Origin of the sequence: Collinsella aerofaciens (genome assembly GCF_039752955.1) — a bacterium.
Classification (GTDB): Bacteria; Actinomycetota; Coriobacteriia; order Coriobacteriales; family Coriobacteriaceae; genus Collinsella; species Collinsella aerofaciens_BI.
In genome coordinates this window covers 41563-55512 of the sequence record NZ_JBDMHB010000002.1, presented here as the reverse complement: position 1 = coordinate 55512, position 13950 = coordinate 41563, and the positions used below count along the sequence as shown (strand labels likewise).

Sequence of the window (13950 nt, the reverse complement as noted above, 5' to 3'; positions counted from 1 at the left end):
CCGTCTCATTCCTCTCGGATTTTAGGCATCCCAGGCGTCGCGGCCGCGCAGCGCGCGCAGGCCGATATCGTGACGCAGGGTCTTGCCCTCAAAATCAATCTTCTCGCAGGCCTCGTAGGCAAGGTTGCGAGCGTTCTCGAACGTGTCGCCCAGAGCGGTCACGGCAAGCACGCGGCCACCATTGGTCACGAGCTGGCCGTCCACCACGGCAGTGCCCGCGTGGTACACGGTCACGTTCTCCATGGCCTCGGCATCGGCGATACCGGTAATGACCTTGCCTTTCTCGTAGCTGCCGGGATAACCCGCACTCGTCAGGACAACGGCCACGGCCCACTCGTCACGCCAGTCGAGTTCAATCTGGTCGAGCTCGCAGTTGGCACAAGCCAACATGACCTCGACCAGGTCGTTCTTAAGGCGCGGCAGAACGACCTGCGTCTCGGGGTCGCCAAAGCGGGCATTGAACTCCAGCACCTTGGGGCCGGCAGGCGTGAGCATAAAGCCGCCGTACAGGCAGCCGCGGTAGTCGATACCCTCGGCAGCGAGCTCGGCCACGGTCTGCTCCATGACCTTCACCATGGTGGCGTGCTCCTCATCGGTCACGATGGGCACCGGGCTGTAGACGCCCATGCCACCGGTGTTGGGGCCCTTGTCGCCCTCGAGCGCACGCTTGTGGTCCTGCGAGGTGGCCATGGGGCGCACGGTCTTGCCGTCGGTAAAGGCCAGCAGCGAGCACTCGGGACCAACGAGCATCTCCTCGATAACCACGGTGTTGCCGGCATCGCCAAAGGTGCCGCCAAAGCACTCGCGCACGGCCTCCTCGGCCTGCTCAAGTTCGGTCGCCACGATAACGCCCTTGCCCGCGGCAAGGCCGTCGGCCTTCACGACCAGCGGGGCGCCCTGCTCGCGCACGTAGGCGAGAGCCGAAGCCTCGTCGGTAAACGAACCATAGGCTGCCGTCGGAATGCCCGCACGCTCCATGAGCTGCTTGGAGAACAGCTTGGAGCCCTCCATCTGGGCGCCCTCGGCACCCGGGCCAAAGCAGGGAATACCCGCCGCGCGCACGGCGTCGGCCACGCCCGCCACGAGCGGAGCCTCGGGGCCAATTACCACGAGTCCGCATCCGTGGCTCTGCGCAAACGCCGCCACGGCCGCAGGATCGCAGTCGTCGAGAACAACGTTCTCGCCGCAGCTCGCGGTGCCGCCGTTACCCGGCGCGATGTAGAGCTTGCCGGCGCGCGGTGATGCTGCGAGCTTAGCTGCCAAAGCATGCTCACGGCCGCCGCTGCCCAACAACAGGATGTCGATGGTTTGAGTGTCCGCCTTCAAGGGTGCCTCCTCTATGGATGAACGGCCCGCTCCGCGCGAGCCCTTTGCAAGCAAATATACCCCTCGGCCGCCCGTCCGGGCTGCAAAGGGGTATATCGCAATAACCAAATAGTCCCGATTACTTCCAGAATCGGTTGATGATCTGCTCGCGACCAGCGCCAACGCCAATGAACGTCACGCGGGTGTGTGCCAGATCCTCGATAAACGCCACGTAGTCCTGAGCCTCCTGCGGCAGCTCCTCAAAGCTGCGGCAGCCGGTGATATCGCACTTCCAGCCAGGAAGCTCCTCGTAGATGGGCTTGGCGTGCTCAAAGCGAACCTGATGCTCGGGCACGCTGGTATAGCGCTCACCATCGACGTCGTAGGCCACGCACACCTTGATGGTGTCGAAAGCCGAAAGCACGTCGAGCTTGGTCATGGCGATATCGGTGAGGCCGTTGACGCGCGAGGCGTAGTTGGCGATGGGGCCGTCGAACCAGCCGCAGCGACGACGGCGACCGGTGGTCACGCCGTACTCGTAGCCCTCCTCGGTCAGCGTGTGACCGGCCTCGGACTCATAGGAAAGCTCGGTGGGCATGGGGCCCGAACCGACGCGGGTGATATAGGCCTTCATGACGCCCAGTACGCGGTCGACGTTCTTCATACCGACGCCGGAGCCGGTGATGGCGCCGCCGGCGGTGCAGTTGGAAGACGTCACGTACGGATAGGTACCGTGGTCGATGTCGAGCAGCGTCGCCTGGGCGCCCTCAAACAGCAGGTCTTTGCCCTCGTCAATCATGTTGTTGAGCAGCAGACTCGTCTCGGTGATGTAGGGACGCAGGCGCTCGGCCATCGGCAGGTACTCGTCGCAAATCTGGTCCACGGTGTAGGTGGGCAGGTTGTAGATGAGCTCGAGCTCGGGGTTCACGCGGGCGAGAGCGGTCTCCAGCTTGTCGCGGAACAGTGCCTCGTCCAGCATGTCCTGCATGCGCAGGCCAATGCGCGCCATCTTGTCCTGATAGCACGGACCGATGCCGCGCTTGGTGGTACCGATGTTCTTCTTGCCGAGCTTCTGCTCAAAGGCGCCATCCAGATCGATGTGGTACGGCATGATGACATGCGCGTTGCCGCTAATCTTGAGGTTCTTGGTGGTGATGCCGTCGGCCTCGAACATATCGATCTCCTCAAGGACAACCTTGGGGTTGACGACGCAGCCGTTACCGATCACCGACACGTGATCGGAATACATGATGCCGGAGGGCACCTGGTGCAGGCCGTACTTCTTGCCGTTGACGACGATGGTGTGGCCGGCGTTGTTGCCTCCCGAGTAGCGCACGACGGCATCGAAGTCGCCGGCGACCAGGTCGCAAATCTTACCTTTGCCCTCATCGCCCCACTGGGCACCGACCAAAACGGTTGACGGCATGTTTACTCCTTACATTCATGGACTGTCTACGCGCCACGCCGGCACGCAGAAGCACAAAACATTCCCAGTATACCCGTGCAACGGGCGCCTGTCCTACTCCTCGGCATGTGCCCCATCAAGCTCATAGAACTTGGTGGATGCCGGCAGGAACATCAGATCGACGTCGCCGATCGGGCCCGAACGGTTCTTGGCCACGACGATACGCGTAACGCCCTCGTCGGGTCGATCGTCGCGCGAGGCCTCGGCCTCGTCGGCGGAGCGGTCCAAGAACATAACGATATCGGCGTCCTGCTCGATGGAGCCCGATTCACGAAGGTCGGAAAGCTGCGGGCGCTTGCCGGTACGGGATTCGACCTGACGCGAGAGCTGCGACAGCGCGATGAGCGGGATCTTGAGCTCCTTGGCCATGATCTTCAGACCACGCGACATCTCCGAAACCTCGACGGTACGGCTCTCGGAGCGGCGTCCCGGCGGAGGACTCACCAGCTGCAGGTAGTCCAGGATGATGATTGCCTTCTCCTTGTTATGGAGCATGCGGCGGCTCTTGGCGCGAATCTCGGTCACTGTGGTGCCGGGCGTATCGTCAATCAGAATATCGAGCTTGGACAAGGTCTGCGTGGCCTCGTTGATATTGGCCCACTGCTCGGGGCTAATGCGGCCCATGCGGAAGTCACTGATCGAGATCATGGCGTAGGCGCAAATCAGACGCTGGGCAATTTCTTTGCCCGACATCTCCAGCGAGAAGAAGCCGACGGTATAACCGGCAGCGGCAGCGTTGAGCGCCAGATTCAGGGCGAACGACGTCTTACCCACAGCAGGGCGGGCGCCGATAATGATGAGCTGGCCCTCGCGGAAGCCCATGAGCATGCGGTCGAGTGACGGGAAGCCCGTGGGCACGCCCGCAGCCTGACCACCGGCCTGACACACTTCCTCGGCCTCGTTATAGGCCTCAACCATAAACTCGGTCAGCGTCTTGTAGCTCGACTTGACCTCGCGTGCCGTGACCTTGAGCAGCTTGCTCTCGGCTAGCTCCACGACCTCTTTGGTGTCGGTGGGGGCGTTATATGCCAGCGCGTTGATCTCGTTGGTGGCGCCGATCAGCTCGCGCAGCATCGAATCGCGACGAACGATGGCGGCATGGTGCTGCCAGTTCACGAGCGACAGAGTCTGACCCATCAGCTCCAAAATGTAGGCCTCGCCGCCCACGGCATCGAGCTTGTTGATGCTTCGCAGGTAATCGATCAGCGAGATGGAGTCGATGGGAATGCGGCTGTTGTACATATCGACCATCGCGGTGTAGATGGTCTTATGAATGGGCCGGTAGAAATCATCGGGCTGCAGCTCGACCTGGGCCTCTTCGACCACCTCGGGCGATAGCAGCATAGCGGCCAGTACATTGGCCTCTGCATCTTGGTTTTGGGGAAGACCCAACTTTGAGCCGCGGTCCTCGACCGTCAGCCCCGTCTCCCTATCGTCATATGCCATGAGCATCCTCATTCATATCGCTTGCGAGCATCCATAGTATCAGCCACGGTCCCAAAACGCGCCGCGCGCCGCCAATCATCACCGAACCAAACGGATGAACGGTCCTGTATATAGGACTTCGACGCAACGTTCACCATGACACTCACTCAGCGCAAAAAACAAAAGGGCGCCCTGGTTTCCCAGAGCGCCCTTCTTAGAACAAGATTGTTGCGTTGCAGCAAATGCTACTCGGCAGCAGCCTCAGTCTCGACCTCGGCGGTCTCGGCCTCGGCGACCTCAGCGGCCTCCTCGACCTCAGCCTCGGCAGCGAGCTCCTCGGCGGTAACGCCGACGAGAACGACAACCTCGGCCTTGATCTCGCGGTACAGCGAGATGGCAACGGTGTGGGCACCGGCAACCTTGATGGGCTTACCGAGCTCGACGCGCTTGCGGTCGATGTCCATACCGAGCTGAGCCTTGATGGCGTCAGCGACCATAGCGGCGGTAACGGAGCCAAAGAGGATGCCCTCGTCGCCGACCTTGACGTCAACGGTGACCGTCTTGCCCTCGAAGGCAGCCTTGGTCTCGTTGGCGGTAGCCAGACGGACGGCCTCGCGCTTGGCGATGTTGTTGCGACGCTCGTCAAGCTGCTTGAGGTTGCCCTTGGTGGCGGCAACAGCGAGCTTCTTGGGGAACAGGAAGTTCTCAGCGTAACCCTGAGCGACCTCTACGACGTCACCCTCGCCGCCCTTGCCCTTGATCTCATCGAGAAGAATAACCTTCATGATGCGTCTCCCTTCTTAGCCGCGGTCGCGGTTGCCACGAGAGGAAACCACGGGGACGGTGTACGGCAGGAGAGCCATCTCGCGGGCGCGCTTGATGGCGTTGGCGATGTCATGCTGATGCTGCGTGCAAGCGCCAGTGACGCGACGGGGCTTGATCTTGCCACGGTCGGTCATGTACTTACGGAGAAGCTGAGTGTCCTTATAGTCGATGAACTCAGTGTTCTCCTTGCAGAACTGGCAGTACTTACGACGCGGCTGACGTGCAGAAAAATCATTAGCCATGTCAAAATACCTTTCATTTGGCAACTTCGGCGAACCGAAGCCGCCTCTCACTCAAAAATAGGTGAACAACCCTTAGAACGGGATGTCCTCATCGTAGACGTCGACCGCGGGCGGCGTAGCCACCGGCGCGGCAGGACGTGCTGCGGGCGCGGGAGCTGCGGGGGCGTAACCGCCCTGATCGTAGCCACCCTGGCCACCACGGGAGCTCATAAACTCGATCTCATCGACGATGACCTCAAGCTTGCTCCGGCGCTGGCCGTCGCGCTCCCAAGAGCTGTAGCGCAGCTTGCCCTCGATCGCGACCTTGTTTCCCTTTGCCAGGAAACGGCTCACGGCCTCGGCGCGGGTGCCGAACATGGTGCAGTCGACAAAGTTGGGATAGTCCTCCCACTCGCCAGTCTGCGCGTTGCGGCGACGATCGTTCACGGCAACGCCAAAGGACAGAACCTGGGTTCCGCCGGCGGTGGCGCGCAGCTCGGGATCGCGGGTGAGGTTACCGGTGATGTTCACTCGATTGATGCTCATAACTCACTACTTCCTCTTGGGGCACAAGCCCAGTCCAAAACGACAGTCTTACTCCTGGTCGTCGCGACGGACGATCATGTGGCGGACCACAGCGTCGGTGATGCGCAGGACGCGATCAAGCTCGGCGATCTGGGTAGGATCTGCGTGGAAGTTGATGAGGGTGTAGTCACCATCGGTGAGGTCGTTGATCTCGTAGGCGAGCTTGCGCTTGCCCCACTCGTCAACGGAGTCGACCTTGCCAGCGCCCTCAGCGATCGTGGTATCGATACGCTTCATAACAGCGAGACGAGTCTCGGGGTCGAGCGACGGGTCAACAAAGAACAGCAGTTCATAAGCCTTCATATTGTCACCTCCTCTGGGCAAATGTGGCTTCAGGTCGTGAAGGTGCGCCTGAAGCAGGAAAAGACTTGGTAATAATATCTTTCAACCTCCTAGGCTGCAAGAATATGCAGCTACAACCTCATGACCTCCACATATGCCCATACTCGCACGACGTTTCATGCGCATTCCAACCAAATGCTGACCAAAAGCTTGACGGATCTGTGGACAAGATACGGTGTCGTGAGGACAAGCTGAGCCAAGTCGCAGGTCAACGGGCGCATGGTTGTGGTCGCAAAATGCATACCAGTGGCCCACAGCACCACCCAAAGATTTTTAAATTCATTGCCAAATCGCTTATAAATACCCCTTTTGAACAATTGAGTTGATCAACTACGCTGGTCGGAAGCCGTTTTTTGGCATCTCAAACCCCGCTGCAACGCCAAACGCGGCCAAGCGTTTTAAAAAATGCCAACTTTTCTGTTTGCACTTTGCGATTCCTCGTGTATACTGACTTTCGCATTTAACGGAGAGTTGTCCGAGTGGCCGAAGGAGCACGATTGGAAATCGTGTAGGCGTCAAAAGCGTCTCCAGGGTTCAAATCCCTGACTCTCCGCCAGTTAATTCCAAAGCAGGCCTTCGAGCCTGCTTTGTTTTTACCCCACGCGGAGGGGTGGCAGAGTGGTTGAATGCGGCGGTCTCGAAAACCGTTTGGCCTGTATAAGGTCACGAGGGTTCGAATCCCTCCTCCTCCGCCATTTTGGTTGAGAAAGCTCCCAGATCGGGGGCTTTTTTCTTTTAAGTCCCTTACAAGCAAATACGGCGGAGGAGGAGGGATTCGAACCCGCCCCTCCCTCAAAACATGTACGTCACCCTCCAAAACCGACATTTTTCGACATCTTTGAAGGCTGACGTACACGTTTGGATTGAGCTCACGGGAGTGGCACTATTCGGAAGGCGCCTCTTCGTCTCGCATGCCTTTCCAGTTGCGGATAAGCGCCTTGCGTAGTTCGTTTTGCTCTCGCTGGTACCCGGTGTCGGTACAGCGAGGCATGCCGAGTGCTTCGCGAATGTTGTTCATGGCGCGGTGAAAGGCGAGCTGGCTACCGAACTGAGCCGAAGTGAGCGTAACGATTCGATATCCCATTTGGGAGAGAACGGCCTCTCGCTCCGCATCTGCCCCCTTGCGCTCGAACTCATCGTGAAAGCCGCCCTTATATTCGATACCGAGCTCCCTGCGCTTGTAGGTAACGAGCGCATCGATTTTGAGTGTTCGAGCTTTGGCGCAATGCCAGAGACGTTGAGGGATCTCGAGCGGTTTGTTGAGTTCGATACCTCGGATGCCAACGCCGCCTTCGCTTGTTGGGAGCGAGAGGGCGATTGCCGAAGCGGTCTCCATAGGCGAGGCCGAGTGATCGTAGATGTGTCTGAGCGCGAGCCGTGCACGTGTGGCACCGGGTTTGCCGGGGTGCCGATCGAGCAGTTCGGTTATTTCATCCTTGGAGGTGGTAGCCGGTTGCTCGGTATAAGGGTCGGCGGGATTGAGCCCCATGCGATAATCGCCGCAAACTTCATAGCCATATTCGAGGTATTCGATCCTATCCATCCACTCGGCAGCGAGCACGAAGGTGAAGGCTTCGTCAGTGATGAAAATTCCGGGCGTCAACTCGTCAATATGCTCGTAGGGAAGATTTTGTCCAAGAATGTGGCAAATGACGCCTTTGGTGCGAATTCGCTCGAATTCGAATACAACCGAGATATCGATAGTCTTGAGCATATCGGACGGAATGCCGCAGTCGGTAAGGGCCTGTCGTATGCGCGCAACGCGTTGCTGGGTGGAGATGCCTCGTGCGCCTATCTGGTAGTCGTGCCGCGCAAGAGATTGAACCAAATTCTGGGGCACATGATGGACAAGCCATGCGGTTTTATGCGAAATGAGAACAGGAGTATCCATTGAGGGCCTCTCGCTCTGAGCCGGTATCCAACTCTTATGTCCGTTGAAGTGGGGGAATATACCGGATGTGAGTAAATTAGCTCACTCATGCTGTGAGCTCAATCCAAACATGTACGTCAGCCTCCGAAGATGTCAAAAAATGTCGTTTTTGGAGGGTGACGTACATGTTTTGGATCCCTGGCATTCCAGCAGCGCCACGCCCGCGCCCAGTCCCGACCGTTTGCCGAGCAATAGGGTCGCAATCGGCGCCGAACATGTACTATGTACGGGCATTGTCCAAACCCGTAACTCAAAGGAACCCATCTTGCCCGTCGCCGCCGCTATAACCGTTACCTCACATGCCTCGGATGCCATGGTCGCTATCCCCTTTTGGCTCGAGATGTTCGCCGTTGTCGCGGCATCGATCTCGGGCGTGCTGGTCGCGCGCGAGCACAAGCTCGACCTGGTGGGCGCGGTCGCACTCGCCGTGGTCTGTGGCCTGGGCGGCGGTCTTTTACGCGACATGACGCTGCAGGTGGGCAACGTCTACATCCTCAATCAGCCGATGGCACTCCCGCTTTCCATTGCCACGGCGGCCATCATCTACATCTTCCCGGCAATCGTCGATAAACCCGAGAAACTCATCCCATTGCTCGACATCATCTCGGTCGGCATCTACGCCGCCACCGGAGCGGACAAAGCACTGGTTTATGGCTTTGCGCCGGCCGTATGCATCATGATGGGCTTTTTTACCGCGGTGGGTGGCGGCATGTTGCGCGACGGCTTTATGGGCGTGGTTCCGGGCATTTTCCAACGTACTAACTTTTATGCCATCGCCGCCATCGCCGGATCGACAAGCTATGTGTGTCTCGTTATGAGCGGCATCATGAGCAATGTCGCCGCGCTGGTCGTATGCGTCGCGGTGACCATGGGTCTGCGCTGGCTCTCGCTGCGCTTTGATATCAAAAGCCCCACCGAAGAAGACATCGCGCGCTTCTTGCATCGCAAAAAATAGCTAGCGCGGACTCGTCCCCGAAATGCAACTGAGAGGTTCTTTTAGAGCGCCCGCGCGTTGGGTACCCTGTTAGATACATGTCGAGTATCTAACGAAGGATTCACTATGCCTTGCAACCTAAAACCGTCGTCCCGATGCCGCAAAACGCGTGGCCGCATCGCCCTCCTATTCGCACTGATTTCACTTGCGCTGACCGCGCTTCCCACGACGTCGTTCGCCGGTACAGACACCGCGGGCAACGTGCTCGCAACCGAAGTTGACTCAAATCCGTCTGGCGTCGAAAGCGACCTGTACTGGGCCGGCCAAAGCCTTAACCTAGACGACGCTTCCATCGGCCGCGATATTATCGCGGCAGGCGAGAGCTTGTCGATTCGCGACTGCACTGTAGGCGGAGCCGTTCGCCTGGCGGCGCGTACCATCGATATCTCCAAAACCGCAATCGATGGCAGCGTGACGGTAGCCGGTCAGCATGTCGTGCTCAACACCGGTAGCGCCGCCAACTGTTTTTACGCGATGGGCGAGACGGTTGCCCTGCGCGGCTCTGCCAAGTCGGCAGCACTCGCGGGCAGTACGGTAACCATCGACGGCATCGTCGACGGCGATGTCGAGGTCTGGGCCGACAAACTCATCCTGGGCAAAAACGCTCACATCACCGGCACGGTGAACGCCCATGTTTCCGAGGACCCCGAGCGCGCCGCAGGAGCCGAGGTCGGCGCGCTCAAGATCGACCGTACCGAAAACGAAAGCGCCGCCACGACGGTTAACGATATCATCGGCGGCATCGTGGCCGCGGCACTCTCGACCTGCTTTATCGCTCTGTTGCTCGAGCTCGTCTTTCCGCGTGCGACCGCCAGCGCCGCCGGAATGCTCCACCAGCGCCCCACACCCCTGTGGATGAGCGGTCTTCTGGGTACGGTAGCCATTGTCCCTGCCGTATTGTTGCTGATTATCTCGATTGCCGGCCTGTCGCTTGCTGGAGCCCTCATGTGCGCCGTGATCGGCGTCGCGTTGGTCTCCACCGCTTTTGCGGGCTGCGCGATCGCTCGCATGGTCGGACATAACCAGAACCGCTACGCCATGGCAGCCGTCGGCGGTGTGGCCGCAGGCGCCCTCACAGGACTTCCCCTCATCGGCGGCTTCATCAGCGGCGTGGCCTTTGTCTTTATGCTCGGCTACGTTATCCAGATCATCTGGCGCAACGCCCACCTCAAGCCGCAGCAGGCCGCCAACACCCCGGGCCTTCCCTCCGCCTAGCCGCTAACCACCACAAAAGGGCCAGGCACCTTTGTGGTGGTGCAAAGCAACCTGACCCCATTGCACCAAAAAGGGCGCCGACCATTGCGGTCGACGCCCTTTCTTGTTGGCGGTTATAAGCCCCAGCGCTTATTTGTTGACCTGGCCGGCGCGGACGGCAGCCTTCTTGCGGTCGGTGGCGTTGAGCAGACGCTTGCGCAGGCGGATGTTCTTGGGAGTGATCTCGACCAGCTCGTCATCGGCGATGTACTCCAGCGCCTCCTCCAGCGAGAAGGTGCGGGGCGGCACCAGCTGGACGGAGATATCGGAGGTCGAGGAACGCTGGTTGCCCAGGTTCTTGGTACGGGCGATGTTGACGACCATGTCGCCGGCCTTGCTGCGCTCGCCCACGATCATGCCCTCGTAGCACTCGGTGCCCGGCTCAACGAACAGCTGGCCGCGCTCCTGCAGCGTACCCAGAGCGTAGGCAACGGCCTTCTCGGTGGTCATGGAGATCATGGCGCCGTTCTGACGGTTGCCGATCTCGCCGGCGTAGGGGCCATACTCCAGGAAGGTGTGGTAGAACACGCCCTCGCCGTGAGTGACGTTCATGATGCGGTTCTTAAGGCCCATGATGCCGCGGGTCGGGATCTTGAACTCAAGATGGGTCACGATGCCCGAGGTGTCCATGCTCGTCATGATGCCACCGGAGGTACCGAAGACCTCGACGACCTTGCCCGAGTACTCGTCCGGGCACTCGACGACGGCCTGCTCGACAGGCTCCAGCTTGTTACCGTTCTCGTCCTTCTTAAACAGAACGCGGGGACGACCGACCTGGAACTCAAAGCCCTCGCGGCGCATGGACTCCATCAGGACGGACAGGTGCAGAATGCCGCGGCCAGAGACCTCGACGCCGCTCTTGTCCTCGAGCTCCTCGATCTTCATGGTCACGTTGTTCTCGGCCTCGTTGAACAGGCGCTCCTTAAGCTGACGGGCGCCCACGATGTCGCCGTCACGGCCGACGAGCGGGGAGGTCGAAGCCTCAAAGACGATGGACAGGGTCGGCGGGTCGATCTCGATGGGCTCGAGCTCGACGGGGTTCTCGGGGTCGGTGTAGACATCGCCGATATCGGTGCGGTCAATACCCACGACGGCGGCGATATCGCCGGCGCCGACTTCCTGGCACTCGGTGCGGCCCAGGTAGTCGAAGGTAAAGAGCTGCTTGACGGTAGCGGTGGCGCTGGAGCCGTCGTTCTTCACGACCAGAATCTGATCGCCCTGGTGAATGGCGCCGGAGTACACGCGACCGATACCGATGCGGCCAACGAAGTTGGAGTGGTCGATGGTCACGCACTGCATGGCCAGCGGGGCATTCTCGTCAACCTCGGGCGCGGGCATGTCGTCGATGATCATATCGAGCAGCGGATACATGTCCATGTTGCCGTCGTTGGGGTCAAGGCGGGCAAAGCCATTCATGGCGCTGGCATAGACCACGTGCTCCATGGCGAACTCAAGCTGGTCGTCGGTGGCGCCCAGGTCGGCCATAAGGTCCAGGCAGTCGTTGTAGGCCTTCTCGGGGTTGGCACCTGGACGATCGATCTTGTTGATGACGATCATGATCTTGAGGCCGGTGTCGATAGCGTGACGCAGCACGAAGCGGGTCTGGGGCATGGGACCCTCAAAGGCATCGACCAGCAGCAGGGCGCCGTCGGCCATACGCAGCACGCGCTCGACCTCGCCGCCAAAGTCGGCGTGGCCCGGGGTGTCGATGACGTTGATCTTGACGTCCTTGTACTCGATAGAGATGTTCTTGGCGAGAATCGTGATGCCGCGCTCGCGCTCCTGGTCGTTAGAGTCCAGGACGCGGTCCTCGACTTGCTGGTTGGCACGGAAGGCGTCCGTGGCACGCAGGAGCTTATCGACCATCGTCGTCTTGCCGTGGTCGACGTGGGCGATGATGGCGATGTTCCTCAGATTGTCTACGCGCATGTAGTTCCCCTATCTTCTATCCATATACAAACGGCACACGTATGCGGCCCGCCCAGCAACACAACGCTCAGCGGGAATATTGAGCCTTTTACCGAAAACTCGTTTATTTTAGCGATTTTAGATGAGAGGGGTTTCCTCACCTGCAGGTTCAGGGTCGCTCCACATAAAACCATCGCCGGCGCCCATGCCCTCATACAGCACATATGCCGAAAAGCCGCTCTCGAGCGTCGTCTCAAAGAAGCTCACGAGCAGAGCGTCGTGATAGCCACCGTCAATCTCGACACAGCCGGTGTAGCCGATGGCATAGCGGGCGATGCGGCCCAGGCCCTCGTCCTTAAGACCCATCTTGTGCTCGGAGATAAAGTTGGTGGCGGCCTCGAGACACGCCTCCTCGCCATCCTCGTCGAGCGCGGCCAGATAGCGGTTGGAAGCAGCGTCCTCGATCGCCACAACTACGCCCGGATTCTCGCCGGCGGCAAGGTCGTCCAAGAACGCGCCAATCAGGTCACACACCATGGCGTCGAGCTCGGCGGAGACGTTACCGGCGTCCTGCATATCCTGTGCCATCTCTAGACCTTCCCATCGAATCCGGCGTCGTTACAGTTCTTGTGCCTCGGCAGCGATCTTGGCGGCAGCGTCGCGGGCGCGCATCATATCCATCGCGCGCTTGTCGAGTACCTTGATCTGGTTGGTCAGCATGACTGCATCGACCGCACCCCAGATTACCAAGCCTGTTGAAATCGAAAACCCAAGCGCACCAACTGTACCACGAAGACGAGAACAGATTACCGCGACAAGGGCGGAGACGACAACCATCTTGATAAACGAGCCGCGGCGTTCGCGAAGCGTGCGGGCCTGCGTCACATAGGCAATGCGCGCCGCCTCAGAAGCCTCCGAGCGCATCTGGGCCTCGCGCGCAATGGCCGCCGCCTCAGCCGACATACCGCCGGCCATCAGCGAACGCTCCGCAGCCTGGCCGCCCCACATTTAGAAGTCATCGGGGGAGAGCGTATGGACGAACTCGTCGAACTTCTCGAACTCCCGCTCGTCGTCAACTTCCTCGGCATGGGCAGAAACGGTGCCCAGGCGATTCATGATGTCGTCCTCCACAAACATGGGGGCATTGCTGCGCACGGCAAGGGCAATGGCATCACTGGGACGCGCATCGATCTTATGCTCGTTGCCATCGGCCAACACGACAACCGTCGCGTAAAACACGGGCGGCTCGGCACGAACGATCTCGATGCGCTCGAGCTTGGCGCCCAGGGCATCGACGGTGTCAAGCAGCAGGTCATGCGTTATCGGGCGCTCGGCGCGACCGCTATCGATACCACGGCTAATGGCCGCAGCCTCAAACGAGCCGGTCTGAATGGAAAGCGAACGCAGGGGCGCCGTCGAATCCGACTTGCCGCAGCGCTCACGAAGCACGATAAGCGATGGCACGGGACCGGCGGCCATGACGATGGTCTCTATGTCGACACGAACCATGGAACACCTCCGGTACGTAGCGGTTAACACACGGCAGGGTCGCCGCATTGAATAGCTATACTACCCAATCTTTCGCCCAGCACACAAAATCAAAGTAGTTAATTTGGGACGGGGCTATTTTGACTACTTCTGTTAGATAAGAAAAAAGCCCCGAGGCAATGCCCCAGGGCTCTTAACGTTTTGATGG

General features: G+C 59.8%; 14 protein-coding genes and 2 tRNA genes. 4 read left to right on the top strand and 12 right to left on the bottom strand.

Annotation, left to right across the window (positions count from 1 at the left end; genetic code table 11):
- Positions 1-21: 21 nt before the first annotated feature.
- From purD to rpsF, 7 genes are all read right to left on the bottom strand, one after another.
- Positions 22-1326, bottom strand: coding sequence for a phosphoribosylamine--glycine ligase (gene purD / locus ABHR75_RS00930; protein WP_161160905.1), 1305 nt, complete (start codon positions 1324-1326; stop codon positions 22-24).
- Between the two features lie 118 nt (positions 1327-1444).
- Positions 1445-2731, bottom strand: coding sequence for an adenylosuccinate synthase (locus tag ABHR75_RS00925; protein ID WP_006235826.1), 1287 nt, complete (start codon positions 2729-2731; stop codon positions 1445-1447).
- 93 nt (positions 2732-2824) lie between these two features.
- Positions 2825-4222 carry a replicative DNA helicase gene (gene dnaB / locus ABHR75_RS00920; protein WP_006235827.1) on the bottom strand — a complete coding sequence of 466 codons (1398 nt, stop codon included), beginning with the start codon at positions 4220-4222 and terminating at the stop codon, positions 2825-2827.
- A gap of 218 nt (positions 4223-4440) precedes the next feature.
- Positions 4441-4980: a 50S ribosomal protein L9 gene (rplI, locus tag ABHR75_RS00915; RefSeq protein WP_138113615.1), complete on the bottom strand. Its 540-nt coding sequence runs from the start codon at positions 4978-4980 to the stop codon at positions 4441-4443.
- A gap of 15 nt (positions 4981-4995) precedes the next feature.
- Positions 4996-5262 carry a 30S ribosomal protein S18 gene (gene rpsR / locus ABHR75_RS00910; RefSeq protein WP_006235829.1) on the bottom strand — a complete coding sequence of 89 codons (267 nt, stop codon included), beginning with the start codon at positions 5260-5262 and terminating at the stop codon, positions 4996-4998.
- A gap of 72 nt (positions 5263-5334) precedes the next feature.
- Positions 5335-5787 (bottom strand): single-stranded DNA-binding protein, encoded by a 453-nt coding sequence (locus ABHR75_RS00905; protein WP_006235830.1) that lies wholly within the window; start codon positions 5785-5787, stop codon positions 5335-5337.
- Positions 5788-5835: 48 nt separating this feature from the next.
- Entirely contained in the window at positions 5836-6129 is a 294-nt protein-coding gene (gene rpsF, locus ABHR75_RS00900) for a 30S ribosomal protein S6 (RefSeq protein WP_006235831.1), read from the bottom strand.
- 504 nt (positions 6130-6633) lie between these two features.
- Here rpsF and ABHR75_RS00895 point away from each other — a divergent pair.
- Both ABHR75_RS00895 and ABHR75_RS00890 read left to right on the top strand, forming a co-directional pair.
- Positions 6634-6724, top strand: a tRNA-Ser gene (locus tag ABHR75_RS00895).
- A gap of 48 nt (positions 6725-6772) precedes the next feature.
- Positions 6773-6863: transfer RNA gene (locus ABHR75_RS00890), tRNA-Ser, on the top strand.
- 188 nt (positions 6864-7051) lie between these two features.
- Here the strand turns inward: ABHR75_RS00890 and ABHR75_RS00885 are convergent.
- Positions 7052-8059 carry a hypothetical protein gene (locus tag ABHR75_RS00885; RefSeq protein ID WP_346963411.1) on the bottom strand — a complete coding sequence of 336 codons (1008 nt, stop codon included), beginning with the start codon at positions 8057-8059 and terminating at the stop codon, positions 7052-7054.
- A gap of 304 nt (positions 8060-8363) precedes the next feature.
- Here ABHR75_RS00885 and ABHR75_RS00880 point away from each other — a divergent pair, with 304 nt between their 5' ends.
- Positions 8364-9053, top strand: coding sequence for a trimeric intracellular cation channel family protein (locus tag ABHR75_RS00880; RefSeq protein WP_346963410.1), 690 nt, complete (start codon positions 8364-8366; stop codon positions 9051-9053).
- A gap of 105 nt (positions 9054-9158) precedes the next feature.
- A complete protein-coding gene (locus tag ABHR75_RS00875) occupies positions 9159-10307 on the top strand; it encodes a bactofilin family protein (protein WP_346963409.1) in 1149 nt (382 codons plus the stop codon).
- 129 nt (positions 10308-10436) lie between these two features.
- On the opposite strand, the gene typA is transcribed toward ABHR75_RS00875, so the two are convergent.
- The 4 genes from typA to ABHR75_RS00855 all read right to left on the bottom strand — a co-directional run bounded on the left by typA (position 10437) and on the right by ABHR75_RS00855 (position 13763).
- Positions 10437-12275: a translational GTPase TypA gene (gene typA, locus ABHR75_RS00870; protein WP_196026169.1), complete on the bottom strand. Its 1839-nt coding sequence runs from the start codon at positions 12273-12275 to the stop codon at positions 10437-10439.
- Between the two features lie 117 nt (positions 12276-12392).
- Positions 12393-12842 carry a hypothetical protein gene (locus tag ABHR75_RS00865; RefSeq protein ID WP_089572580.1) on the bottom strand — a complete coding sequence of 150 codons (450 nt, stop codon included), beginning with the start codon at positions 12840-12842 and terminating at the stop codon, positions 12393-12395.
- Between the two features lie 30 nt (positions 12843-12872).
- Positions 12873-13262, bottom strand: coding sequence for a hypothetical protein (locus tag ABHR75_RS00860; RefSeq protein WP_346963408.1), 390 nt, complete (start codon positions 13260-13262; stop codon positions 12873-12875).
- Positions 13263-13763: a bifunctional nuclease family protein gene (locus ABHR75_RS00855; protein ID WP_346963407.1), complete on the bottom strand. Its 501-nt coding sequence runs from the start codon at positions 13761-13763 to the stop codon at positions 13263-13265.
- Positions 13764-13950: the final 187 nt, after the last annotated feature.

Bases quoted from the DNA above. Each gene is read 5' to 3' on its own strand.
- ABHR75_RS00925 (WP_006235826.1), bottom strand. From the start codon at position 2,731: ATGCCGTCAACCGTTTTGGTCGGTGCCCAGTGGGGCGATGAGGGCAAA.
- dnaB (WP_006235827.1), bottom strand. From the start codon at position 4,222: ATGCTCATGGCATATGACGATAGGGAGACGGGGCTGACGGTCGAGGAC.
- rplI (WP_138113615.1), bottom strand. From the start codon at position 4,980: ATGAAGGTTATTCTTCTCGATGAGATCAAGGGCAAGGGCGGCGAGGGT.
- rpsR (WP_006235829.1), bottom strand. From the start codon at position 5,262: ATGGCTAATGATTTTTCTGCACGTCAGCCGCGTCGTAAGTACTGCCAG.
- ABHR75_RS00905 (WP_006235830.1), bottom strand. From the start codon at position 5,787: ATGAGCATCAATCGAGTGAACATCACCGGTAACCTCACCCGCGATCCC.
- rpsF (WP_006235831.1), bottom strand. From the start codon at position 6,129: ATGAAGGCTTATGAACTGCTGTTCTTTGTTGACCCGTCGCTCGACCCC.
- ABHR75_RS00885 (WP_346963411.1), bottom strand. From the start codon at position 8,059: ATGGATACTCCTGTTCTCATTTCGCATAAAACCGCATGGCTTGTCCAT.
- ABHR75_RS00875 (WP_346963409.1), top strand. From the start codon at position 9,159: ATGCCTTGCAACCTAAAACCGTCGTCCCGATGCCGCAAAACGCGTGGC.
- typA (WP_196026169.1), bottom strand. From the start codon at position 12,275: ATGCGCGTAGACAATCTGAGGAACATCGCCATCATCGCCCACGTCGAC.
- ABHR75_RS00865 (WP_089572580.1), bottom strand. From the start codon at position 12,842: ATGGCACAGGATATGCAGGACGCCGGTAACGTCTCCGCCGAGCTCGAC.
- ABHR75_RS00860 (WP_346963408.1), bottom strand. From the start codon at position 13,262: ATGTGGGGCGGCCAGGCTGCGGAGCGTTCGCTGATGGCCGGCGGTATG.
- ABHR75_RS00855 (WP_346963407.1), bottom strand. From the start codon at position 13,763: ATGGTTCGTGTCGACATAGAGACCATCGTCATGGCCGCCGGTCCCGTG.